Origin of the sequence: Microcoleus sp. B4-C1 (assembly GCF_036705285.1) — a bacterium.
Lineage (GTDB): Bacteria > Cyanobacteriota > Cyanobacteriia > Cyanobacteriales > Microcoleaceae > Microcoleus.
In genome coordinates this window covers 41186-65463 of sequence record NZ_JAUBUC010000005.1, presented here as the reverse complement: position 1 = coordinate 65463, position 24278 = coordinate 41186, and the positions used below count along the sequence as shown (strand labels likewise).

Genomic DNA, 24278 nt, shown 5'->3' with positions numbered 1-24278 from the left:
TCGTCATCAATCATGAGCGTGTTTAAATTCCTGTGCCTGCTGAGTTTCTGAACTTTCCGCACATTACCGTCGGTCGCATCCAGGGCTACCGTGATAGCTGTCTGTGTATTCTACGCCCGCCATCCAGACCTGAACTACCACGTTAAGAAATCCCCGCCTACCGATGCAGTAATGCAGTATTTGCGGCAAACTCTGTGGTATCGGGTCGAGTTTACCAAGATGAAGATAGAACGGCACGGGCAAGCCAAAATACTCACGCAAGAGGAAATCGAACTCTTGTTCAACGAAGGTTTGCTAACCGATCGCGATCGCACTCTCTTTGGAGTTTGTCTCTACACAGCAGCCCGTATTGCCGAAGCTTGTTCCTTAGAAGTCATCGATATTTACACTGCCAGAGGTACAGTCCGACCTACAATCAACTTCCGCAAGCGCAACACCAAAGGAAAACTCCAAACCCGAACGATTCCGGTCATTGAAGATTTGCGAAGTCTCCTGACATCTTGGAAACCCAACGCGGGTCAGACTTATTTATTTCCCGGCCGCTACCCGAAACACCACTGGAAGCATTTGCACACCAACTCAGCGGATCGGATTTTGAGAGAAGCGTTCGAGCGCGCCGGCATCGAGGGAGCATCCACCCACAGTTTTAGGAGAACGGCCCTGACTCAGATGAGCAACGCCGGAATTCCGCTGCGGATTATTCAAGAAATCAGCGGCCACAGTAACCTCGAACAGTTACAGCGCTACTTAGAGGTGAAGCCGGATCAAGTCAAAGGAGCGATCGCTTCACTTTCCATGCTTTCCTACGCGGGGAAAGAGGTATTTCCCCGCGTACAGGATGAATTGCCTGCTGTGCCGTTACCGAGAGAGCAACTGTCACAAGGCCTATCAGACTCGGAGCCTGAAGAAATTCCTGATTGGTGACGAGCAATTTTAGATTTTAGATTTTAGATTTTAGATTTTGGATGCAAGGATGAAAGTCACGCATCAAGAGCATCGAGTGCCGATCGCTTTCTTTCCCAAGGCAGAAGCCCTAACCCCTGGATTTGTTAGAATCGTTGGTCATGTGGAGCAGGTGCATCTACAAAAACCTGCTGAAAGGAGAATTGTTGACTATGTGGCTTAAATTTGGTGTTGCTCCCAGTGGCGAACTGACGAGCATTGATGAAGTTGTGCGCGGAAAAACTCAGCTAACTTGTCTCTACTGCGGTGGCTCTCTCACAGCAAAAAAGGGTTCTGTGAAAGAACATCACTTTGCTCACACCGAGGACACTTGCAAGCCCGTGTCGCAGCGGATTAAAACCAAAGCATTTCCCTCGCTGCCCCTTTACGATAATTTCACCATCCAGCTTAAGGGTGAAGAATTGGAGCAATTGAAAGTGCTGTGGAAAGAGTACGGGGCCCAAAAGCGATCGATTCCCAAAGATTTGGTAAACTTTCGGTGGCAGTTGAAAGGATTGTTGGAATCAGATGGCGATCGCTTGTATCAGTTCACCAATCTCGGTAAAATCCCGGTGGGTGCGCTTCCCCTGGTGTTGTTCAATCGCGTTCAGGAACCTTTGCTGCTGGCTGAGTTGGCTTCATTGGAAGGCTCTGTAGAAATTGCTGAAGCTGCGGGGTTATCCTGTTTGGAAGAGCGACGGGCTGATTTGCTGATTTATCGAGCACAGCTTCGTCGGATTCTGGTGAATTCGCTCTATTTCCTTGAAGTAAAAGCGGACGGTCAAACGTTCTACAAAATTGGAATTACTACTCGATCGATCTCCGAACGAATCGCCGAAGTGCAGAGGGATGTGAGAGCGCATTACTCGGATGTTGCTGTCAACTTGCTGGGACTGTGGGAACACCGGGGGAATGTGGAGCTGTACTTCAAACACCGGTACAAAGCTTTTAATTATCGCATTGGGAAACTAACAGAGTATTTTGCGTTTCCGAATGTTAAGGTTGTGCTGCAAGATTTGTACGGGATGGAAGCAAAAGTGTTGTCGGCTGTTGAGGTGGATGCGATCGGCTTGCGCTACTTCCCCGAAGTCAAATAACCCGTCTTGTGCTGGTAAGATTTGTTAGGCAACTTGATGCCATCTTCTTTCTTCGTGGATGCTGGCGCGTAATTGGCGAGAATCTGGATTGGATTTGTCAAGTTTGACGATCGTTAATGACTTCAGTTCTTGTGGCTCAAACATTGCTTGCAAAATCAAGTGGCCCGGTTCACTGGATTGTTGAATAATTTGCTTATATTGCAACCTTTGGTATCGGTATAAGCTACATCTAAAACGAGAACTTTGAGTGTTTTTAAGGTGATTGAAATGAATCTAAAGGTTGATGCGATCGCTAGTCCAGTTTCGTTTGAAGAGGATGATACTGGGCTTGTGGAGTTGGCGTTCGCTCCTGAAGATTAGGAAAAATACCCATTCGTGCGTCCCAGTAGCGCTCAGCCGGATTTGATGGACAGACCGGGGAGAGCGATCGCACAATGGGAGAATATGAATTTTGATGAGCGAATTCAGGCTGGCTCTACATATCCATAGGGTCTAGGGTGAAAAGACGCAGAGCAGAGAAGTTGGGCTTTTGATTGGACGGGGAGGCGGTAGCCACCTTTCAAAATTTATTGGTATGGCTATTCAAGTTGGTTGAGCAGGTATTCTCGCAAAGGTGGTAAAGGAAAAGTCAGCCATCCTCAGAATTTCACCTTTCAAGTCTACATTTTTTGTTTAATATTGTGGTACACAATCATCGAATCATTTTGATTCAAAGCACAATTTCTGAGGATAGCCCAATTCAGAATTCTGCTTAGTAAGCGTGTTCGCATCGGCTAACACATTCGGTTTCGCTTTTTCCTCTTGCCGCGCACCATTTAAGGCAATGTTCAAAGTCTGGGTCAACGTAGTGCCGTGCTACTCCTTGTAACTTTTGTGGTTGTACCCTACCGTCTTTACTATTCAGGAGCAGGATTATCGGAATACGATGGATAATAGGTGAAGATTGAAGAGGAAGCCTTAACATAATATAGTTGGTCTTTTTTGTTATTTTAAAGATTTTGCCGATCCACATCACCGTAAATGTGCCCGTGAATAATCTTTCCTTGAGTATTGCTAATTAAATGATCTTGGGTTTTATCCCCTTTGATATCATTATATATATGTCCGTGGATAATCCTTTCCTTAGCATCGATACAATAAACATCACACATTTGAGAACTACAGTATACATCGCACATTTCAATTGGTGGTATGGGCTTCTCGATATCAAAGTGAATTAATGGATCATTGCTGAGAAACTCTCCTTCGTCAAGAAGAATAGACGGATTGTTAGCAATATCTGAGAGAGGTAAGGCACTGATTTCAGAACTTTGGAGACTCTTCCATTGATTGAAGAGTCTCTCGTTACAAGTTTCCCCTCTTCTTAGGAGTCTTCGTTGTATTGGTGGAATCTGTTTGGGCATTCGCATTTAGCAACCTTCGTATTAATCATGAATTAATGAATTTTTTCATATCTGTTGAATTGAAATCTGTCTTGATTTCAAAGATATGGTGAGTAGTAACAGGTATAAATAAACTTTTTCTGTTACTACTTACCTAGAAGTATGAGTCCAAAACTACTCCGTTTAGGATGGAAGTATTGAATTAAAAACTTGCTACATATTCTTCATGACTTTATGCTGCCAGACTAATTACAGTAGCGTAATCCAGAACATTTGGATGTCCACCAACCTGTCTCCCAATAACACTCGTGGATACATGATTCGCGTGAAGTGCCAAAGTTGGTGTGCCTATCACAAGCCTGTTCACAGTTACTCCTTGTTTGGGGATTGTAAATAGCGAGGGAGGCAGTGATTTTTCCAGATTGTTTAGCTCTCAATCCTTCTATTTCTTTAAGTCGATTGTTCCGTATAACTGGAACAGCAATTGTTGGATTTCGCATGATTGTTTCTCCTTGTGATAATTAAAATCCATCAGACCTAATAAAAAAACGCAGGTTCTTGACTTAGTAGTCTCATAAGAAAGTTACTCCTTAGCCAAAAACACATTGCGCTCCACATTCAGCGAGTCTTAAAGCCACAGCCCACTTCCCAACACCCAGCCCAAATGTTAATAAGCAGGAAGCGATTTCCCCTGCATCTCTTGTTTGATAGGCTGATTTACATTGAGCAATGCCATAAGCATTTGCCATACATTCATCGAAGCAAGCCTGTGGTAGCACACCTTTAGATAATTGTACGGTTCGGGTCTTCCTCATTATTGGTGAGGACTGGTTGGGAATTTTCATGGTTGTTTCTCCTTTTAAACGCGGTAAATCTAAAATTCTAGCTCTATGCCAGCTTCCTTTAAAGCTTTGTTAAGCTGTTTAATAGCTGCGGGTAAATTTTTTAGTCCGTGAGAAGTTAACGGAATACTCCCACTAAAATCAGTGTCTCTAATCCTCCATCCTTGCCCATGCCCGCCTCCTGGATCAAAAAACTCAATGTCATCTCTCTTCTTTAATGCGTTGATTATTTTCGTTACGTTAAGTCCCATGATTCTTTACTCTTTGTTTAGATTGTTCTACTTTGAACTTTGTTTACGCCTCAGACCAAGAACGCATTTGACCGATAGTAACGGGAATCACGTCGCTGACATCGATAGTAAATCTTTTGACACTCCTCGAACGCTCAAGATGCTCTGGATCGAAGAACCTTAACTTCACGTCATAGCAATCTGAATCAGCACGACAGATGGGACTCTTGACCACCTCAATCGTATCAAGCACTCGATCATTCAAGGTTGCTTGTGAAATTGCTACGGAGAGTTGGAAGGCATTGGTCGCTGCATAGTTGAGTGCCCGTTCCTGCGGTGTTACACCCAGGTTGCGATAGTCGTAATAAATTCGGTCTAGAACTTCTCTAATCCGATTTCTTAACTCTTCGCGACTTTCTTCAGGTGTACTTGGCTCTATCACAGCATCCAATAACGCAGCAACAGACCAACTATACATACCTCGCACTTCCGGTATGATAACTGGGACAACTTCACCTGACATCAGTCTGACGCTACCTCCGATATAACCCGGAATTGAAACTCTTTCTACATTCTCATCATTAAGAAATTCGCGCAGTCTGTCATACACTACACCTGCGAAGGGGCCCGAAGGAGCGATCGCATAAATGGGTGTAGCATCGAGATTAAGAGTCCAAATAATTGATTGAGCTTCCCAAGGATGAGGATCGCGTCTAAAGGGATTACCTTCTACATCTTCACCAGAAAAATAGTAGAGTAGTTCTTGCGTCAAAGGTGGTCTATTCAAATTCATAGACTGCTGAATAGAGTCTCGACGAGCTTGAGTACCGAAATCGTAGCCCAACTCTCCTAAAGCATAAACTAGCTGGATTTTTCCACCTCCACTACAAGAAGCACACTCAGAAGCAGTGACAGAAGCATTCGTTTTGTTGCTAGGAGTAGCCATCATCAGGTTTCCCCCTATTGACATAGCAGTTGGCACAGACGTTGATATTTTAGCCTCCGCAGCCTGTACACCAATCCCTGAAAACTGAGAAACAGGTTGTTTTAAGCTGAACTCAATCACTTCATTCGGTTGCAGTTGTGCGATCGTATTGTCAGCTTCACTGGGTTGAAGCATAACTCCCTCTGGTTTTCCGTTTGACACTTGTGTGATTTCTCCTTTTGTAATGAGAGCGTATGCTCCGGGAATATTGAGGGTTCCAGCTAGACAGCGACGGCTATCTAAACCTTTTGGTTGATTACAAGGCAAGGCACTCTGGAGAATGGCATCACGGATAGCGTGGGGGTCAAGCTTTTCTCCCCGTTGCCGTTGGATACTGAGCAACAGAGCCACAATCCCCGATACGATGGGAGTCGCAAAGCTAGTACCCGTTTTTGTCGCAGTTCCACCACCGGGGATGGCACCCAAGATATTTTCACCGAGAGCGAGAATGCCTTGGTTTTGGTAAACCTCGCCCCAATTACTAAACCCGATTGGATTTCCTTGAGCATCCATTGCCCCTACGGCTAGTACCGACTCAAGTGCAGCCGGAACATGAAGACAATCACAGCCATCATTGCCCACAGCCGCCACAATCAGAACGTTGTTTTCTTGACACAAACGGACGGCATTAGCCAGTAATTGGTCAGATTCAGCCGATGCAGTCAACTGACCCCCACTAATGTTGATAACATTAGCTCCCTGCCCAACTGCTTGCGTAATTGCTCGTGCAAGGTCAATCTGGGAACAAGGGGCAAGTCCTCCTTCTCTCCCATTTGTAAACACAGGTACAATTAAGCCTCGACAACGAGGTGCAATGCCATGAACAGGGCTGTTATGTTGACCAAAGATTATGCTGGCGACATGAGTTCCATGTTGAGATGCAGAGCCTGAATCAGCGACACTTGAAACTAAGGTTGGAAGCCAAGTAAGATTAGCTCCGTCAAAGCAGGGGTGAGACTGGTCAACGGGCCCGTCAATTACCGCAACGCATACGTCAGGAACACCAACAGATTTATCCCAAAGAAATTTTGTTTTAGACAATGCCAGTGAATCGAAAACTCTTTCTTCGCCTTGGTGTATGAGCAATCCAGTCTCCTAGCTTTTATTTACCAAACCCAGAAGAAATGAAGATTTTAGACTATGCCAAAGGAATTAGCCATTAAGCGGGATTGCTACCTTTGTACTTAAAAACTCGGTTGATGCGCCATGAATGATTTCGCTTAATCTCTAAGTTAGTTTTTACTTCATACTTTGTCAATAACATATTGAAGAGTCTGATTTATATTTTGATATGTATTTCAAAAACTTATGTAAATTTCAACGTCGCACACCGAATGCTGGGTAATGTAGATCGATCGCGCCGTCCCACTCTCCAAATCAAAATAAGTCGCAATCAGCTTGTCTCGCTATTCTTTATTTGGGGAATCCGATCGAAAAACCACTTGAACCCGCAGTAAATTCAGTAACGCTTACAAGGCTTTCAGTAAATGCAGTCGATGTGCACGACGAGCAGAATACCCAATCGATCGTCCAGGGGCATTGAAGTCTCTAGACCACGGAGCTCTTTTACGGTCATCAGAAATCTTTGGGAAAAACGCTGCTGCCAGAAACGCTGCCAGAAACGCTGCTGCCAGAAACGCTGCTGCCAGAAACGCTGCTGCCAGAAACGCTGCTGAACTCACGTATCTAGCAACTCCTGTAAAATCTGTTGTACTGTTACCTTCAGCGGTGGTAAATTATTTTGTACGATCGCCCAAACTAAGTTTAGCGACACTCGGAAATATTCATGGACTACCAGATTCCTAAACGCTACAATTTGCGCCCAAGGCACGGACGAATATCGACCCGTTAACTCGGACGATAACGCATTTGTTGCTTCTCCGATAATTTGCAGGTGATGAACAATCCAAATCTGAATTAATTCTTGGTTGTCAAATTCTTGTCTGCCCAGGCTAGCATATCGTTCAATTGCCGCTATTGCATCTAATATATCTTGCAGTCGTTCCGCTTCCCGCCTCATAGTGGTACAGCTTCCTGCAAAACTCGCTCGCGAATCCGTTCTTTCAACATATCCACTGTGGCGATATCGACTTTGCGATTGAGTAGTTGTTCTAAATCAAGCAATAGCCCACCTGGAAACCAAGGCGTGATTTTCTCTAAATCGTAATCCACTAACAAATCAATATCGCTTTCTGGGGTCGCTTCGCCCCGTGCTACCGAACCGAATACGCGCACGTTGTAGGCTCCGTGCTTTTGGGCAATTGCTAGAATTTGCGATCGCTCATAATACAGTAATTCTTGAATGCCTAATCCTGTTTTGCTCATCAAACCCTCCTCAACGCTATTTCTAGTCTGGCACTTTCAGCAACAAGTTACGCCCAATTAGGCAAGCTATTGCTACACAACGCCATTTGCGATCGCCAACTTCGTTTTTGAGGCAAACTAAACTAAAACCCAACCCGCCCCATGCCCAAACTCCCTGAATGCGATCGCTGTCTCCTCTACGCCCGCAACCCATACCTCGTCTGTGCCGTCCACCCCACAGGCCCCAACACCGACACTTGCATTGATTTTCGAGAAGACCCCGACGCTGAACCGGAGGAACTGTGGGAACCCGAAGGGGCGAGCTACTACAACGGCGAACTAATCTTGCAACCGAGGCAGCGGTGGACACGAGAGCAACAGTTAGAGCTGCTGGACACGCACCCACTGTTTACTGGTCGATGTCCCCGGTGTGAGTGCCCGTTCCCCCAGTATGAAACGCCCCCGGTGCATTGGGATTGTTCGGAGTGTGGGTGGATGGATGATTCGGTTTGAGGCGACGGTTCTGTTTTGATAATGGCGATCGTTAGTTTTATTGGCTACGGTGCACCTAACTTTCTGGTTAAGATTGAATAAGTTGAATAAAGAATTATGGTTTTTTAAGTAAGCTAGCTAGTATTTAGGTAGTTTGATTACTGAATAAGCTTTCCAGTCTAGTTGTTTACGATAGAAAGTAATTTAATCTTCATGAAAAATCTCTACCACAAAGTTGCCGTTGCCTCTGTTTGCACCGCTCTAGGTTTGGTTCTGGGAACAAGCGAAGAAGCTAAAGCAGCTACATTTACCTTGACACCTACTATCCAATTTGGAGCCACTGCAAGTATGTATCAGATGGGTGTGTATGAGGACGTTAGGCTTATCCCTGGGGATGAGTACGTGTCATACGGGCCGGGTAGTATAACAACAAGGTTAGCTGAATTTAATATTAGCAACTTTTTTCTTGCTCCTAACACAATTATTCGTAGTGCTATCTTTCAGGATAATATCTCCACTTTCCAAGGAGGCCGTCCTGGTACTCTGGGCATCTTTGGCTATTTAGGAAACGGAACAGCCGAAGCATCCGATCTTTTGGGGGATGAAGTATTGTTAACTTCTGTAGATATCTCATCCTCATCTCCGGGTGATACTCTTAGCTTTGACGTAACTCCGTTTGTTAATCAACGAGTTAGCAATGGCGATACTTTTGCTGGGTTTGCCATCAGTCTCTTGAACGTTGGTGGGGTCGCTCTGGGAGGTACTGATGCTCTTGGTCGTTCCAGTCTAGTAATTGAAACCGTTGACGCTGCCGAGCCTGTGCCCGAACCGACCGCAATCTTTGGTTCAGCTCTAGTCCTGGGCTTGGGAGGATGGCTGAAACGAAAGAAATCAAGTCAGCTTCATTAAAATTTAAGAGTTTCCTCACCCTGTACTCGAAATGGCGGGTTTTCTTTACTTGAAGCAACCTATACCGTCGTTATCTCTATCAAACCCATGTGGGTCTGGCTCTAGTACGCGAAAGCGACACAGAATTAGTTCGGCTATGATCGCCCAACGATTATCTGCTGGCAACGCGCATCCGTTGGGGAGTTCAAAGTCTGCAGCAGGGCTTGGGGCACCGCGAGACTTTTCGGTACACGATTGCAGGTAGTGATGCACGGGTTTTGAGCCATCTTACCAGCAATTCTTGCCTTTGACCCCAGCCGCGCTGGCAAACCCATCAAACATCTAGTTTTTCTTTTTATTGAGCAAGCCCTCGGCTTTACCCCAAACAGATGCCTCTTGGCGATCGCCAAGAATGTTACGAAGTGTTTCGCCAACAACATCGTATCCCGGTTTTACCTCTTTAAGGCGTGGTTAGTCTAAACTCCACTACCGAACAACTTCAAACAAATCATGAACTGGAGTGGGAGATTGCTCGGTGGTGTTCTCAGTTTGCACAGTGACTCGATAAAGTCCCGGTTGCAAGTCAGCGATCGCTACCATCCATTCTTTTTCTTGCTCGACAAAATCAAGAGTGAGAGCAGTTTGCTCGTGAGAAACTGCTTGAATATTAGCTTTTAGCTTTGTTGCTGAATCTGGTAATCCAATAAGTTTGGCACGCAAGGTAACAGCTTCATCTGCTAGATACAAATCATCCAAGCTAAGACTGATGGCTGTTTGAGGTTCTCTTCCCCTTACAGATCCCAAATCAAATCGGCTAAACCGCAGATTATTTAGTAAGTTTTCTAACACTTGAGTCTGATTCTGCAAACCCCCATGCTGTTCGGCGATAAAGAAATTATCGAAGTTGTTTGAGCGCTCAATGGGAATTGCAGAAACTTTGGGCACAGTTCCATCCCCATCACCCAAATCGGATCTATTTCTCAATACCTCTGGTAAATCTTCGCTGGCTATTAGTTTTCCATCAATCAGTGCAGCCGATTGTAGGGTTGGCTGTTGTACGCCAGAAATGGGAACTGTCCTAAATGAGTTGAGGTAACGTTCATCTTTGAGATGTTGTTCAACGGCGGCTTCAATTTCCCGGTGGAATGCTAAAGCATCTTGCGCCTTGAGCCGATCGACATTGGGAAGGTTATCTATTTCTGCAATGCGATGATATTCACCATTAATGTTGATAACTTTGTAAATCGGCAGGAGTTGGTAGATAGAGGTCAGCGATCGCATCACCTCAGTCAAGTCTAGAAACATCTGTTTGTAACCATTTGCCAGAAAGTTGACGGCTTTGAGCGAACCCCGGTAGGGAGTGCCGAATGTGAACAAAGCTCGGCTATCTTGCCAACCTTCCAAAACTTCGAGATAGTAGCGAGATACTAACCCGCCCATGCTATGTGCCATTAAAATCACTTTTGCATCGGAGGCTCCGCTTTTTTCTCGCCAGCATTTAAGCCGTTTGTCTATCAGCTTTTTCAACAGTCGTGCATTTGCCCGATTATCCCGTCGCCAATCGTAGGGAAACTGGTAAAAGTTTGCCGCTTTATCGTCTGGATCGTTGTAGATATCGCCGGGAGTTACGTCAAAGTTGTCAGTAATCAACCGTGCAGTTTTGGTGTAGCCATCAATCTTCCAGAATCCTGGAATCAAATGAGTATCTTGAATCAGCGCTGTTGCGCGAACGCCATCTCCCAAGCTTTCTGCTTCCGGATCGTCCTGACCTAATTTCAAATTCTGAAAGGTCTGTTCTGAGTCGGTGAATACCTGCCAGACTGCCTGACCTGATACTGTCCAGAGGTCTTTGCCATCCTTCTGCAAAACGCTTCCCAGGATGCCGGGAAGAATGACAATCATATCTTTCATAGGAGGTTTATTCGTCATTTCTTTTCCTCAATATTTCCAGTTCAGGATTACGATTCTCTAGATTGGTTTTAGTTAGGGTTCATCCGAGCAAAATGTTCTAACAGCATCCGGTGGAAAAAGACATAGCCACCCCCAACTTTTTTCATCAAACGACGCTCTGAAACAAAGTCAAGGAATTTTTTATAGTTCCAGGGAATGCGACCTTTCTGGTAAAGCAATTGGCGCAGAGTGAAGTGTTGAATGCAAACCACACCCGAACTTTCATTAGCACCTAACCCACCGATCAATCCTCCAACTAAACCAATACGTATTAAAACTGGGTTAAACTCAAATGAAAAATCCATTATCCAACAAAGAAACATAGCGGTAATTAAAAGAAATCCGAAAGTTATCACCGTGTATTTTAATGATTTTATAATCCCTTGGTTAGGAATTGCTGTGTTTGTATTTATGCGACTTTGTAATCTAAATCCACCCAAACATACACCAATAATTATGAATACTATTATTTCATAAATCGAATATATATAATCATTTCTGGGATGTATATGTAAGTGTATTAACGCATACAACATACCAATAATTCCAAAAAAAAGTACATAACGAAAAAGTTTATTTAAGTCTAATTCTATACTCTCTACTGGTTTAATCTCTGTATTCATTGAACTAAAAATACCTCCACCTAATAAGGCACTCATAAATATTGGAAGTATAGCAATGTGTTTGTCATATATAAAATAATAGAAAAAAGAGAGCGATATTGCAAATATAGTCCCTGATATTATCCACTTTATTACCCGGTTGGCTCGTAAAGAAAGTAGTCTTACACTTACTCCCAGTATTAGTCCAGATAATATTCCCGTTGCTATTAATTTTATTAATATACTGATTCCAGGTATGGGTCTATGCTCCTTACTTATGGTGTAATAATATACCAAATAAATCCCCGCTATCAGCCCAAGAAGGACACCTAATATTAAGCCTATTACAATAAAATATATATTTTTATCCTTTTCTGAAGGTAACCATTGAGGTTGAATTTCTTCTATTTGAAAAACTGATTGAGACATTTGTTTTGCCAACCAACTCAGCCAACGCAGCACTTCATATTTTGAATACTCTGAAGTAGCACCTCGCTCTAGCCTGCGATCGATGTAAGTATCGAATAGATGTTGATGACGCTCTGGAGTTCTCAATTGTGCTCTCAACTCTTGAGCTGACCATCCCTGGTATGCCACACTCATAAAGTGCAAAATCAGCGGAGTTTGTGCAAACTGCTCTAGTTCCGCATCGTTTTTGAGTAACGCTTTTAAGCCTGCCAGAGAGCCACCAACACTGTCTAAAAACTGATGAACTTGCTCCGATGAGAGGGGTTGCAGACAAAGGGCACTGCTGAGCAGTAAGCGTTCTGTCAGCGCCTCGTAATCTTTTACTCGACTACAAACTGCTATCTCGGTTTGGGGAAACACTGCAATGAAGTCGTTCAAGGCACGAACACAATCGTTGCGATAGTCTTCTTTGACTTCATCCAGCCCATCCAGCAATAAGATCAGTTGATGGTTAGTAATCCAAGGCTCACTCAATGACTTGGGAACCTGATATTTTTCTCGCAGTTCATCAATCAACCAATCAACGAGCTTCTTTCGCTCCTTCGCCCAAGAAGATAGGTTAAATACCACAGGCATCGGTAGTCTGGGATTTTCGCTGCGTTCTATCAGGCGTTGTGCCAGTTGTAGGAGGGCGATCGTCTTTCCGGCTCCCGGCTCTCCCAAAATCAATAGCGTCCGACCTTGCCCCATCTCCTCATAGATCCGCGTCTCTCGTAGCTCTTCATAAGAGGCATCCAGCTCTACAGACAATGCTTCAATCCCCTGAGTTAGATCGGCGATCACATCTGGACGGCCTTTCAAGTCAAGTCTCATAGCAGGGTTATCCTGGAGCGAAGGCTGAAGAAATCCCTCAATCCAGAACGACTTCACCTTTCCTAATAAAATCTTGCGTTGCTCGTACTCCGATTTCGTTAAAGAAGTCGCCTGCTGGGCCGAAAACTGGCCAAAATTGTCATAAGCCTCTCTCGCCCAATCTTTGTATTCCTTACGCTCACTTTCCTGTTGCACAAATTCAGCAAATCCTGGTGGAGGAGCAGAGGGTGCTGACAACGAAGGGTACTCTGGAACTGAGCTAGAGGGCAAATTTACACCTTTCTTCCGCAAGACTGGCTTCATATATTCTGCTATCTGAGGTTGTGCGTCTCCATCGTATTCAAACTTGCGAGACTCCCTGGATTGAGTAGATGAGGAATCGCTTGTCCTGATTTGAATCGCGATACAACCCATCTCATAGGCTTGCTCGATCGATTTTCCAGATGCTAACCCAAAATAAAAGCCGACTGCAAAGAAATAGGCAGCTTTATCGAGGATTTTCTGACGCATACCAATTACGTAATCGATATGTTCAACTATTACTACTGCTTGGTGATCGCTGTCGCAAGCATTCAGGATTACACAGTTAATCGTATTTGCGAAAGTCTTAAATATTCGAGCTAGTTTCTCCGTACTAACAAATACTTCCTGGTCATTTTCATTGTGGAAAACTAACCCCCGCTCTCCGGCTCCATGACCGCAAAAGTGAACAATCTGTGGATTATATTCGGCAATTCGGTCTTGTATCTCTTGCGGGTACACCGCCAGCCAACACTTGACTTCCAACGTTCCGAAACGCTCAATCGCTTTGGTCAAATCGTCAATTTCTCGATTCAGTTTTAGATCTCCTCTTGGATTAGAGGATAGAACAAGGATTTTTGCCATTACTTTGCACCTTATGATTTAAACTGTTACGGTTCGACAGTAATTTGAATTTGTTTCGTTACCCATTCAGCATTGGGTTCTGGTTCGTACACGGCAGCACGATTTAAGGATGGTAAAACATTGGGATCTTCACCAACTGCTTCCAGTAATTTGCCAAATGCGCTCTGAATGCCACGAGTTGCTGCCTTATGCACTTCGATGTTCTTATCTAAGGACGGTAGCCTTAACCAACGGAAGTCAGCAGGTCCGCGAGTAGCAAATAGTTTGAGAATTTCCTTATGTTGCTCAGACCCTGTGCTCTTAGAGACTTTGAGGCGTAATCTAGTGTCTGCTGTATCCTGAGATGCTAATTCATAAAAGGGAGCATCCATTCCTTGCAGGGGAATTTGTGAGATTGCCCAAGTTGCTTCAAGATTGAGCACGCCTACATTAAGTGCTTGGTGAAAGTTATTTTTGACACGGAGATACACTGGCGTACCCTGCCTCAACGTAATATTGCTCTGGTCAGGCAAAGGTTGTTTGTTCTGGTCTAGTAACACGAATTCAAGACTATCCTTTAACTCCGATTCTGGGTTGTCTAATTCTTGAATTGCTTGATACTTAGTCAAGTGAACCAGCCGATTAACAACCTCTTTCGGTGCTTCACGATCGCCGATCGATAGAGCAGGATTTAAGTTTTTAATCGGCTCCCCAGTCCAAATTTCATATTCACCCTGCTGACCAATCTCCACCTGATAATGGGCTTTTTCCTCTCCCTGAACTTCAACCAGCCAAGCATTTTCCGCTAAAGCTTGCCGAACCTTATCTAGAGCATCTTTTTGTTGATTTACCAGCTCCTGAGTCGGCAACTCATTTTCTGCATCCCCAAGTTTTTTCCGATCAAACAGGCTAACTCGACGAACCAGATCTGCTGGTGCAGATAATATGACGGCAGGCGCACCTTGCTCGATCTGCCCTTTAACTCCAATGCCACCATCCGCTTCTTCCAAAACCCTGGCAAGCACGCTAGATGCTTCAATATCTGTAACCTCAACGATCGCCAATCGTTTCTGTTTATCAGTCAGATCGGAGGATGAAGAGTTTAGTGGATAGATAGCAAATCGCGCCCCAATACTTAAGCCGCTTGCAAATCCTGCGTTCACCTTCACCTGCTTTTGGCTGGCATCGAAACTAATGACGATCATAGTGTATTGATTAGCAATCAAATTGCTACCAAACACCAAAAGATCGCTTTTTCCCAACAACATTGGTAATTGGCTAGGAAACTTGCTCTGAATTTTGGCACTAATGCGATCGTGCAGGGTTTTATAAGTCAGCGTGCCAGAAATAGTTCTCAAGGTGTCAATCATCCAGTAGGTCAAAGCACCGTGCCGCTCTTTTCCATTCACCGCATACTCAAACGCATATTCGGTTGGACGACAAGCTGCCAGCACTACGTAGTTTTCGGACTCTGGAACCCAGCCAGTAGAGTTCGATCCTGCCGCCAGCGATCGCCAGTTGTCGATCAACTCTTCGCGAGAAGCTACCAGACTATCTTGGGGACGAGGTGTCGTATCCTCTTCCTGCGAACCGCGAATATCGCAATCACCGCGAGTCGCACCACCGGAGTGGCAGCTATCCAGAACGAAAGTAACACCCAATCCTTTATCCGTCATACGTTTTAGCAATGTAGCTAGCTCAAGATCCCGGAGGTAGCGCCCATCTTGTTCGCCAAGATCCATTGGGACAATTCCCTCATCTTTCTGTCCATCTCCCTTCAACTCCGAGTAGATGGTGGTTGCACGCCCACCATGACCGGAGTAGTGAATGTAAACTAATTCTTGCGGTTGAGCTTTCTCAGTAATTTCTTTAAACGCATTGACGATGTTTTCGTAGGTCGGCAAAACATCTGGTTCGGTTCCACCCCTAACTTCTAAAAGAGTTGAGTCTTCTCGATTAGGAGAAGTAAGCTTACGGATTCGTTCTGCTGGAATCTGTAATGTTCGCTGGAGGTAGTCATCTACTAAGTTGATGTCGCGCACGCACCCTTTAAGATTTTTGTACAAGCGGTTGGGCTTGTAGTAGTCAATCCCAATGAGGAGAGCATAAATGTTCGGTGTTTGATCGGGTTGGTCAGCCATTTTACTTCCATTGAGCGGTGTCTCTTTTCAACTCAAAAATTGTTCATTACTCTCTAGATTCCTGATTAAGTGAGAGAAATTGTAGTCAAGTTAGTGAATGCCATAGTTAGTCTATGGTAAGCAGTTTATAAGTCTTGACCTATAATGTTCCCGCGTCTCATTATTACCATTCCGTAAGGATTCAGGCCTCAATTAGAGGAATTAAAGAAGGAGTCTGCACAGCCGAGTCAACCATTGCTTTTAGAGCTTGGTCAAAAAACTAGGCGGACAGAACGTCCTTGATGGCGACAAGTAAGTGTTACATTCAACTTTCCCGTATCATACTCATCAATACCCACTACATCAGGACAAACGCATCTAAATTCTGAAAGCTTTACGCTATCAGAGGTTCCATTTTTGGCAACTAAACTCAAATAATGACTGAAACCTTTGTCCAGCAAGTATTCTAAAAATAAGATGCGTTTGCCCTAGCTGTACCCCATGATCGCCACTTCGACTCACACCACAAAGTTCTATATGGGTGGGACTGGTGAGGATATTCTGCAAAAAAGTTAATAAATCCATCGTGTTGATTTTTTAGAACAACTTGAGGATAGCAAGTTAAAAACCCTGAGTCGCCGGGACTGTGTGCGATCGTCAAGCGAGTTTCTGCTGCTGTGTATTTTGTATGCTCTGACTTGGCGATCGCTCAAGAGTCAGACTAGCGTGAAATGATGGTGAGGTAGGCACTAAGAAATATGGAACGCATAGAAATGACCGACCCCTCGCTCGAACAAATCGATTTGCTGGACACAGACTACGCCGACATCCTCGCCCACAGCAGCCATCGCGCGTTTGAAATGCAGCTAATTAAGTTAGGGATTGATGCAACAGAAGCTCGCACCACAACCAATTTCCTCACCCTGGTGCGACAAAGATCCGATACTCCAGCATCCTGGGAAGCTTTAGCCGAGGCGTGGGAAGCAGGTTGCGGCTTCGAGCCAAACCTCGAACATCTTCAACTAATTCTAGAATTGCTGTGGAATCACCATCAAAGAAGAGTTGAAAATGATTGATAATCAACAGTTGTCACTAATTGGTTAAATGACTGACTCGCCGCTCGAACCCCTCGATTTACTGGACACGGACTATGCTGACATCCTGGCCCACAGCAGCCATCCCGCGTTTGAGCTGCAACTGGTTCGGTTTGGGGTGGATGCAGCAGAAGCCCGCATCAAAACCAATTTCCTCACCCTGGTGCGCCAAAAACCCGAGACTCCAGAGGAATGGGCTGCTTTAACGGCAGCTTGGGAAGAGGCTTGCGGGTATACACCAAACACTCAAGATTTTCAACGAATTGTAGAGTTGCTATGGGAACCAGCTCTGGAATAATTGACATCGATAACTTGTAGCGTAGCTGTACCCACGTTCGTCAAGTAGATACTTTTACCGTGCATTTTATAAAGCTGTGAATTTGTTTTGAGGCTGGCTATTCAAACATCCCAAACAATATCGATTGTAAAAAATCAAACTTGCCGAGAAATCGCTTCGTTATTCATTATTAAACCAAGAATAACGAGCGCTTCTTGAGTTGTGCAAAATGTAGAATGCTGCTTTTTCAAATCAACTTGCTTAACAAAATCTTTAATCCAAGCTGGACTTTCAATTTTATTCTGGCTCCAAATAATTTCTGAACCGTGTATGTCTACAGACACATTGTAGCTTTCTTTCAGCCAGTTAGCTATAGGACAGCAATAAGCAGTTGCTCTCATACCAACATAATCGCTTTTCTTTTTTGTCAACAACCAACACTCGAATTCTTGCTGATTGAGTAGTTGAGGCAATATTTGAATTGTAATCATACCTGAAATTCCTAATTTAGCTTGGCAGACGGGAATCCCTCGCGCGATATCGCTTCGATTGGTGTGGGATGAAAGGCGCGGTGAGGTGAGGATTCCACCCGCTCACAATCTTATACGGTGTAAGCGTTGAGCAGTGGGCGGGTGGATGACGAGACGAACGAATTATTTTTTAGACTTTTTCAATACACCTTTTTAAACATTTCTGTCACCAGTTGAGATTTGACAATAAAAATTAACACTGGCGAGTACAAACCTCGCTGATTGTATAAATAAAATGTTCACTTACGCACTTGACATGAAGTAACGTATTCAAGTATATTGATGCTAATTGATAAGTAGCGACTGAAGTCAAACATTCACAGGTCAATGAAAACTTCTTACCAATATCGATTACGTCCAACAAAGCTGCAAGCCATTGAGATTGACAGATGGCTGTCAATGTTATGTGCACAGTACAACTATTTGTTGGCAGATCGATTTAATTGGTACGAACAAAACCGTTGTCCCATCAATGCGTGTCCGCTAGTTTGCCATTTACCTGAACTGCGAGACAATCCAGATTACTACACTCAGAAAAAAAAATTACCTCAACTCAAGAAAACTCACCCTTGGTATGGCGAGGTTTATTCTCAAGTTCTCCAAGATGTAGTTAAACGAGTTAAGGTAACTTTTGATCGTTTCCTAAAAGGTGATAGCAATGGAAAGCGTAGCGGTAGACCTCGATTTAAACCACGCAGTCGTTACCGCACATTCACTTATCCTCAAGTTAAAGACGGCTGCTTGCAGAATAACTTAATCAACTTGCCGATGCTCGGAAAAGTTAAAGTTGTTTTACACCGTTCCATACCTGATGGATTCAAAATCAAAACCGTTTCTATCACCAAAAAAGCTGATGGGTACTATCTTACGCTCTCCCTAGAAGATTCAACAGTCCCTGAAATCAAGGCAGATTTTAATCCAAACAAGATTACTGGAATTGATGTTGGGCTGAAGGAATTTTTGACAACCTCAGAGGGCGAGACTGTTGCAATCCCTCAACATTACCGCAAAGCTCAAAAGCGCTTGCGAACTATTCAGAAGCGGGTGTCGCGCCGTAAAAAAGGCAGCAACCGCAGGCAGAAAGCAGTTAATCAACTGGGGAAGTGTCACAAGAAAGTAGCCGACAAGCGTAAAGACTTTCATTTCAAAACTGCTAACAATCTCTTGAGAAAATATGATGTTGTTGCAGTTGAAGACTTGAATATTAAGGGACTTGCTCGTACAAAGCTAGCTAAATCTGTGTTGGACGCTGGGTGGTCAAGCTTTCTGTCGATACTGACAAACAAAGCTGTAAATGCTGGCTTGTTGGTGATGACCGTATGTGCCTACAATACTTCACAAGATTGCTCTAGTTGTGGTGAAAAAGTACCAAAAAAGCTGCACGAAAGATGGCACGACTGTCCACATTGTGGATGTAGTCTTGACCGCGATCATAATGCAGCTATCGTAATAAAAAATAGGGCGGTAGGGCATTCCGTCTTTAAAGCTCAGTTAACGTCCGAAGCAATAGCTGGAGTCGCTGAGAAGCCTACATTATAGCTGTACTCAGCTTAATGTAGGAGTATGTCACCAAAAGCATCACTCGGCAATCCCTCTTTGAGCAGCGAGAATTCCTCGATGTAATTGCCCTCAAATATTCTGAGATTATCCATCATGCGAGTGCGCGTTGTTAAAACAGATTGCACCCATGTTGTAGAGAGCGGAACTCCAAAATAGCAACCAGGAGTATCCCAAGTCGGGTCGATAGCATATCCATCGGGTGTAATCAACCAAGCATGGCTAATTGGAAATCCAACATCGGCATCAAGGGCGTATCCTTCGACGTAGGTGAGGCTGTCCGAAGCAAATGCTAGCTGTTGGCAATTCCAGTAACCAAACTTCGGTGCGCCACATTCGATCGTTTCGGGTAGCGCCTGGGGTTCCATAATGAAGCCGCAGTCTAGGACTAATTCTTGGCACTACCCTTTGTTGAACAAGAGTTCGATTTCCTCTTGAGTAAGGATTTTTGCTTGTCCGTGTCCCTCAATTTTCATGCTTGGTATACCCGACCTGACGCTTGAAAGTCTGGCATATTTGTTGCATTGCTGCACCTGTCTGAGGGATTTCTTAATGCGGCGGTTCAGAAGTCGGCAAGTTTTGGAAGGCGATCGCTCCGGGGGTTTGATATGTTTGGTTAAGGATACAAGCGCTGCGTTTGAGGTAAAATGATGCCGTTGAGAGCATTCTTTGCAGGCCGAGAGTTATTAGCCCCAAGAAATGTCCGATGAAGAATGGCTGAATTTAAAAGCTCAGCGCCCAAAAGTTAGACTGTGCTGTTGCGACTCAACTGGATACTTACGCACGTCATTAGGATACTAAATATCTTGATGGAGCTGTAATGGTTGCAAGTCATAGATGGGGAAATACTGCTCCTAATGGGTAAGATATCATGCGATACCAAAGTGTACTCCAACACAGTGAAGAAGACTGTGGTGCTGCCTGCATTGCTACTGTTGCCAAACACTACGGACGCACCTTTGCCATCAGTAGGGTTCGAGAAGCAGTCGGCACCGGGTCGCGGGGAACCTCCCTGCTGGGGTTAAAACGGGGTGCAGAAGCCCTCGGATTTAATGCCCGCCAAGTCAAAGCCTCTCCGCAACTGCTTGACTCTTTGCATAAAGCGCCCCTACCAGCCATCATTCACTGGAAAGGCTACCACTGGGTCGTTTTGTACGGGCAAAAGGGGAAAAAATATGTAATTGCTGACCCTGGCGTCGGCATTCGCTACCTCACCCGCGAGGAGTTAGTCAAGGGTTGGGACAATGGCGTGATGCTGCTGCTGGAGGCAGACGACAGCCGTTTTTATCAACAACCGGAGGATAAAATAGGCGGATTTGGGCGTTATTTGGTGCGCGTCTGGCCCTATCGCGCCATTCTCGTCCAAGCGATTGCAATCAACATTGCCATCGGACTGCTTTCCCTCGCGTCCCCTTTGATGATGCAACTCCTCACCGATGACGTGTTGGTGCGGGGAGATACCCAACTGCTAACCACCGTAGCAATTGGCGTCATCGCGATGAATCTATTCAGTAGTGCGATCGGTTTGGTACAATCTCACCTCATCGGTCACTTCGGTCAGCGTCTGCAATTAGGGCTGATTCTAGAATACGGGCGAAAACTCCTGCACTTGCCCCTTTCGTATTTTGAAGGGCGTCGAAGTGGGGAAGTCGTCAGTCGCATTGCGGATGTTAATGCCATCAATCAGCTAGTTTCCCAAATTGTCCTCGGTTTACCCAGCCAATTTTTTATCGCATTGGTTTCCTTATGCTTGATGCTGTTCTACAGTTGGGAACTGACTCTAGCTTCCTTAGCCGCCTTTGTCATTGTTACAGTCGTCAGCCTGCTTTTTCTCCCAGCCTTGCGCCAGAAAACCCGCAACCAGATTGTCTTGGGTACAGAAAACCAGGGCTTTCTCGTTGAAACCTTTCGCGGTGTTCAGGTTCTCAAAACAACCCAAGCCACCCCACAAGCTTGGCAAGAGTATCAGACAAATTACGGTCGCCTTGCCAACTTGGGCTGGACTACGATGAAGCTGGGGCTTTATAGCAGCACAATCACCAGTATTATTTCCAATTTCACCAGTATTGCCCTACTCTGGTTAGGCAGCTACCTGGTGATTAATCGCACATTAACCATCGGTCAGCTATTGGCATATAGCGGCTTGAGTGGCAACTTTCTCGGCTTCCTGGGTTCAGTAATCGGGTTAATTGATGAGTTTATTACTGCCCAGATTGTGATCCAACGCCTAACAGAAGTCATCGATGCCACGCCGGAAGACGAAAATGACTTTAAAAAGCCAAAAGCAGAAATTAAGGGCGATGCCGATATTATCTGCACCAACCTCAACTTCCACCACGCGGGTAGAGTTGACCTCCTGGAAGATTTCTCCCTCACCATCCCCGGCGCCCAAGTAACTGCCTTAATTGGTAAATCTGGCTGTGGCAAAAGTACCCTCGCTAAACTGATTGCTGGTTTATATTCTTCCCAATCTGGTAATATCCGCTATGGTTTGTACAACCAGCAAGACCTTTCTTTGGAGTGTCTGCGACAACAAGTGGTGTTAGTCCCGCAAGAACCTCACTTCTGGAGTCGCTCAATTATTGACAACTTCCTCTTCAGCTATCCCCACATCAGTTTTGAACAAATTGTTAAGGCTTGCCAGATTGCTGGTGCAGATGAGTTTATTAGTAAACTGCCCGATAAATATCAAACTGTTTTAGGAGAATTTGGCGCGAATATCTCTGGTGGACAACGACAGAGATTAGCGATAGCCAGAGCCATCGTTACTGACCCGCCGGTACTGATTTTAGATGAATCTACTGGCGCTCTCGACCCCGTAAGTGAAGCCTCCGTGCTAGATAAACTGCTGTACCACCGGCAGGGCAAAATCACAATTATGATTAGCCACCGCCCTAAAGTCATCGGGCGAGCGGATTGGATTGTACTGCTGGAGGAAGGGCGCTTGAAAATCCAAGGCACTCCAGAGGAGTTGCGCCATCTTCGTGGCGAACACTTAGACTTTTTAGACGATATTGTCCCAGCAACGAATGGTTTGGTGGCGAAATCCTCTGGCTCTCACTCCAACGGCAAAGTCCCCGCAATCAGCAATTACAACGATCATGCTAACAACTCCAACTCAGATTATTTGCCCCCAATTCAAGACAGCGATTTCCTCCCGCCGCTCGGTCGTTGGACTACCGTTGGTGGAATGGTTATGCTTGCTTTTGTAGGAATAGCGATCGCCGTTGCCTCTGTGACCAAATATAAGGTCACCGTCAAAGCCGAGGCAAACATCCGTCCTGCTGGCGAATTGCGGCTGGTTCAGGCGGCTGCGGAAGGTCCAGTTATGCGCGTTTGGGTTAAAGAGAATCAAGTTGTCAAAAAAGGAGATGTCATTGCTACTATCGACGACTCTCGCCTTCAAACGAAAAAAAGTCAACTGCAAAGCAACATCCAGCAGACCCAGTTACAACTCGTTCAAATCGATGCCCAGATTAGTGCCCTCAATCGGCAGATTATAGCCGAAACTGACCGCTTCACCCGCGTTGTCGCTGGTGCTAAAGCTGAACTCTTGCACCGCAGCCGGGACTATCAAAACAAACAAATTACTACTGTTACTGAAGTCCAAGAAACCGAGGCGAACGTCCGGATCGCCCAGGAGGAGTTACAAAAAGGTTTTGCGGATTTAAAGTCAGCACAAGCTAACTTAAGCGCGACTCAGGCTGCCTTGGGAGCAGCCAGATCAAAGCATAACCGATATCAGAGTGTAGCCAAAGAAGGAGCGCTTTCTAAAGATCAATTGGAGGAAGCACAACTGGCTGCTGACCAGCAATCGTCAGCCCTTGAGGCGCAAAAAGCGGTAATTGAGGGACAAAAACAAACAATTGAACGGTTGCAACAAGCTGTCGTGGCAGCTTTTGCTAGACGGCGAGGCGCAATGGCTGCACTCAATCCGAGTAATGCAGAAGTCGAGATCGCTTCTGAGCGCATTGGTCAAGAAAAAGCTGCGGGTGTTGCCAGTGTCGCTACATTAGACAAAGAACGCAAAGCTCTCATCCAGCGACGGATTGAAATTGAGCAAACAGTTGAGCGCGATACCCGCGACCTCAAACAAGTGGAAATCGACCTCAGCCAGACTGCTATTACTGCCACAGCAGACGGTATTATCTCTAAGCTAAACCTGCGAAACTCCGGTCAAACTGTGCGCCCTGGAGAGGAAATCGCCCAAATTGTCCCTAGTGATGCCCCATTGGTGGTCAAAGCAGCGGTGGCATCTGAGAATAAAAGCAAGTTGAAAGTCGGACAAAACGTACTTTTGCGGGTTTCTGCCTGTCCTTATCCAGATTACGGTACTCTTAAAGGTAAGGTCAAAGCGATTTCCCCAGATACGTTTTCCCCTCAAAAGAATAGTAATGATGCGCTTACCTCTACAACAGCTACTGGGCAGAGAGCGGTTGCAGGAGGTGCCTTTTACGAGGTAACAATTGAGCCAGAAAGCCTTGCTTTACATCAGGGGGAAAAACAGTGTTCCATTCAATTGGGGATGGAGGGCAGAGTCGATATTATTTCCAGAGAAGAGACTGTACTCCAATTCTTTCTCAGGAAGGCAAGGCTGATCGCAGATTTGTAAGGTTACTCACACCTTTGCGCTTTCCAGACTCAATCTACATCGTTTTGTAATTTGGATGAGAACTTTTTGAAAAAGTTCTTAGAGGTTGCCAACAGTGTTGTACAGTGACTTTTTATTTGACGTGGAAACATATTAGTGCCGTTAAAGAGGCAAAGCTAAACCTGGCTTGCTTTTTTGGCTCAATCTAGCGAAAGCAATGCTGATAGTCAAATGCTAGAACGCGCTCGCA

The 24278-nt window shown here is 45.1% G+C and carries 19 protein-coding genes; 8 read left to right on the top strand and 11 right to left on the bottom strand.

Going from position 1 to position 24278, the window contains the following annotated elements:
- Positions 1-90 precede the first annotated feature (90 nt).
- Positions 91-924: a site-specific integrase gene (locus tag QUB26_RS03290; RefSeq protein WP_333316638.1), complete on the top strand. Its 834-nt coding sequence runs from the start codon at positions 91-93 to the stop codon at positions 922-924.
- Between the two features lie 191 nt (positions 925-1115).
- A complete protein-coding gene (locus tag QUB26_RS03285) occupies positions 1116-2039 on the top strand; it encodes a GIY-YIG nuclease family protein (protein WP_333316636.1) in 924 nt (307 codons plus the stop codon).
- Between the two features lie 989 nt (positions 2040-3028).
- On the opposite strand, the gene QUB26_RS03280 is transcribed toward QUB26_RS03285, so the two are convergent.
- The 6 genes from QUB26_RS03280 to QUB26_RS03255 form a co-directional block, all read right to left on the bottom strand.
- On the bottom strand, positions 3029-3442 hold the full coding sequence (locus QUB26_RS03280) for a hypothetical protein (protein WP_333316633.1): 414 nt from the start codon (positions 3440-3442) through the stop codon (positions 3029-3031).
- A gap of 569 nt (positions 3443-4011) precedes the next feature.
- On the bottom strand, positions 4012-4266 hold the full coding sequence (locus QUB26_RS03275; protein ID WP_333316631.1) for a hypothetical protein: 255 nt from the start codon (positions 4264-4266) through the stop codon (positions 4012-4014).
- Between the two features lie 29 nt (positions 4267-4295).
- Entirely contained in the window at positions 4296-4514 is a 219-nt protein-coding gene (locus QUB26_RS03270; RefSeq protein ID WP_333316630.1) for a hypothetical protein, read from the bottom strand.
- A 43-nt stretch (positions 4515-4557) separates the two neighbouring features.
- On the bottom strand, positions 4558-6564 hold the full coding sequence (locus QUB26_RS03265; RefSeq protein WP_333316628.1) for a PatA/PatG family cyanobactin maturation protease: 2007 nt from the start codon (positions 6562-6564) through the stop codon (positions 4558-4560).
- Positions 6565-7156: 592 nt separating this feature from the next.
- Positions 7157-7498 carry a HepT-like ribonuclease domain-containing protein gene (locus tag QUB26_RS03260; RefSeq protein ID WP_333316626.1) on the bottom strand — a complete coding sequence of 114 codons (342 nt, stop codon included), beginning with the start codon at positions 7496-7498 and terminating at the stop codon, positions 7157-7159.
- Positions 7495-7803: a nucleotidyltransferase family protein gene (locus QUB26_RS03255; RefSeq protein ID WP_172189046.1), complete on the bottom strand. Its 309-nt coding sequence runs from the start codon at positions 7801-7803 to the stop codon at positions 7495-7497. The genes QUB26_RS03260 and QUB26_RS03255 overlap by 4 nt, the downstream gene beginning before the upstream one ends.
- Positions 7804-7944: 141 nt before the next feature.
- On the opposite strand from QUB26_RS03255, the gene QUB26_RS03250 reads away from it, so the two are divergent.
- On the top strand, positions 7945-8295 hold the full coding sequence (locus QUB26_RS03250; protein WP_333316623.1) for a hypothetical protein: 351 nt from the start codon (positions 7945-7947) through the stop codon (positions 8293-8295).
- A 162-nt stretch (positions 8296-8457) separates the two neighbouring features.
- Entirely contained in the window at positions 8458-9183 is a 726-nt protein-coding gene (locus tag QUB26_RS03245) for a PEP-CTERM sorting domain-containing protein (protein WP_333316621.1), read from the top strand.
- 465 nt (positions 9184-9648) lie between these two features.
- Here QUB26_RS03245 and QUB26_RS03240 read toward each other — a convergent pair whose 3' ends face one another.
- The 3 genes from QUB26_RS03240 to QUB26_RS03230 are packed head-to-tail and all read right to left on the bottom strand — an operon-like array spanning position 9649 to position 16000.
- Positions 9649-11091 (bottom strand): lipase/acyltransferase domain-containing protein, encoded by a 1443-nt coding sequence (locus QUB26_RS03240; RefSeq protein WP_333316619.1) that lies wholly within the window; start codon positions 11089-11091, stop codon positions 9649-9651.
- Between the two features lie 50 nt (positions 11092-11141).
- Positions 11142-13880 carry an NACHT domain-containing protein gene (locus QUB26_RS03235; protein WP_333316617.1) on the bottom strand — a complete coding sequence of 913 codons (2739 nt, stop codon included), beginning with the start codon at positions 13878-13880 and terminating at the stop codon, positions 11142-11144.
- Positions 13881-13906: 26 nt separating this feature from the next.
- Positions 13907-16000, bottom strand: coding sequence for a caspase family protein (locus QUB26_RS03230; protein WP_333316615.1), 2094 nt, complete (start codon positions 15998-16000; stop codon positions 13907-13909).
- Between the two features lie 737 nt (positions 16001-16737).
- On the opposite strand from QUB26_RS03230, the gene QUB26_RS03225 reads away from it, so the two are divergent.
- Together QUB26_RS03225 and QUB26_RS03220 are read left to right on the top strand one after the other, a co-directional pair.
- A complete protein-coding gene (locus tag QUB26_RS03225; protein WP_333316613.1) occupies positions 16738-17055 on the top strand; it encodes a hypothetical protein in 318 nt (105 codons plus the stop codon).
- Positions 17056-17083: 28 nt separating this feature from the next.
- Positions 17084-17371, top strand: a complete 288-nt coding sequence (locus QUB26_RS03220; RefSeq protein ID WP_333316612.1) for a hypothetical protein — start codon at positions 17084-17086, stop codon at positions 17369-17371.
- A gap of 134 nt (positions 17372-17505) precedes the next feature.
- Here QUB26_RS03220 and QUB26_RS03215 read toward each other — a convergent pair whose 3' ends face one another.
- Positions 17506-17841 carry a hypothetical protein gene (locus QUB26_RS03215; RefSeq protein WP_333316610.1) on the bottom strand — a complete coding sequence of 112 codons (336 nt, stop codon included), beginning with the start codon at positions 17839-17841 and terminating at the stop codon, positions 17506-17508.
- A gap of 366 nt (positions 17842-18207) precedes the next feature.
- Here QUB26_RS03215 and QUB26_RS03210 point away from each other — a divergent pair, with 366 nt between their 5' ends.
- Complete coding sequence (locus tag QUB26_RS03210) at positions 18208-19419, top strand: transposase (RefSeq protein WP_333316608.1); 1212 nt, start codon at positions 18208-18210, stop codon at positions 19417-19419.
- Positions 19420-19430: 11 nt separating this feature from the next.
- Here the strand turns inward: QUB26_RS03210 and QUB26_RS03205 are convergent, their stop codons facing one another.
- Positions 19431-19805, bottom strand: a complete 375-nt coding sequence (locus QUB26_RS03205; RefSeq protein WP_333316606.1) for a hypothetical protein — start codon at positions 19803-19805, stop codon at positions 19431-19433.
- A gap of 503 nt (positions 19806-20308) precedes the next feature.
- On the opposite strand from QUB26_RS03205, the gene QUB26_RS03200 reads away from it, so the two are divergent.
- Entirely contained in the window at positions 20309-24049 is a 3741-nt protein-coding gene (locus QUB26_RS03200; protein WP_333316604.1) for an ABC transporter transmembrane domain-containing protein, read from the top strand.
- Positions 24050-24278: the final 229 nt, after the last annotated feature.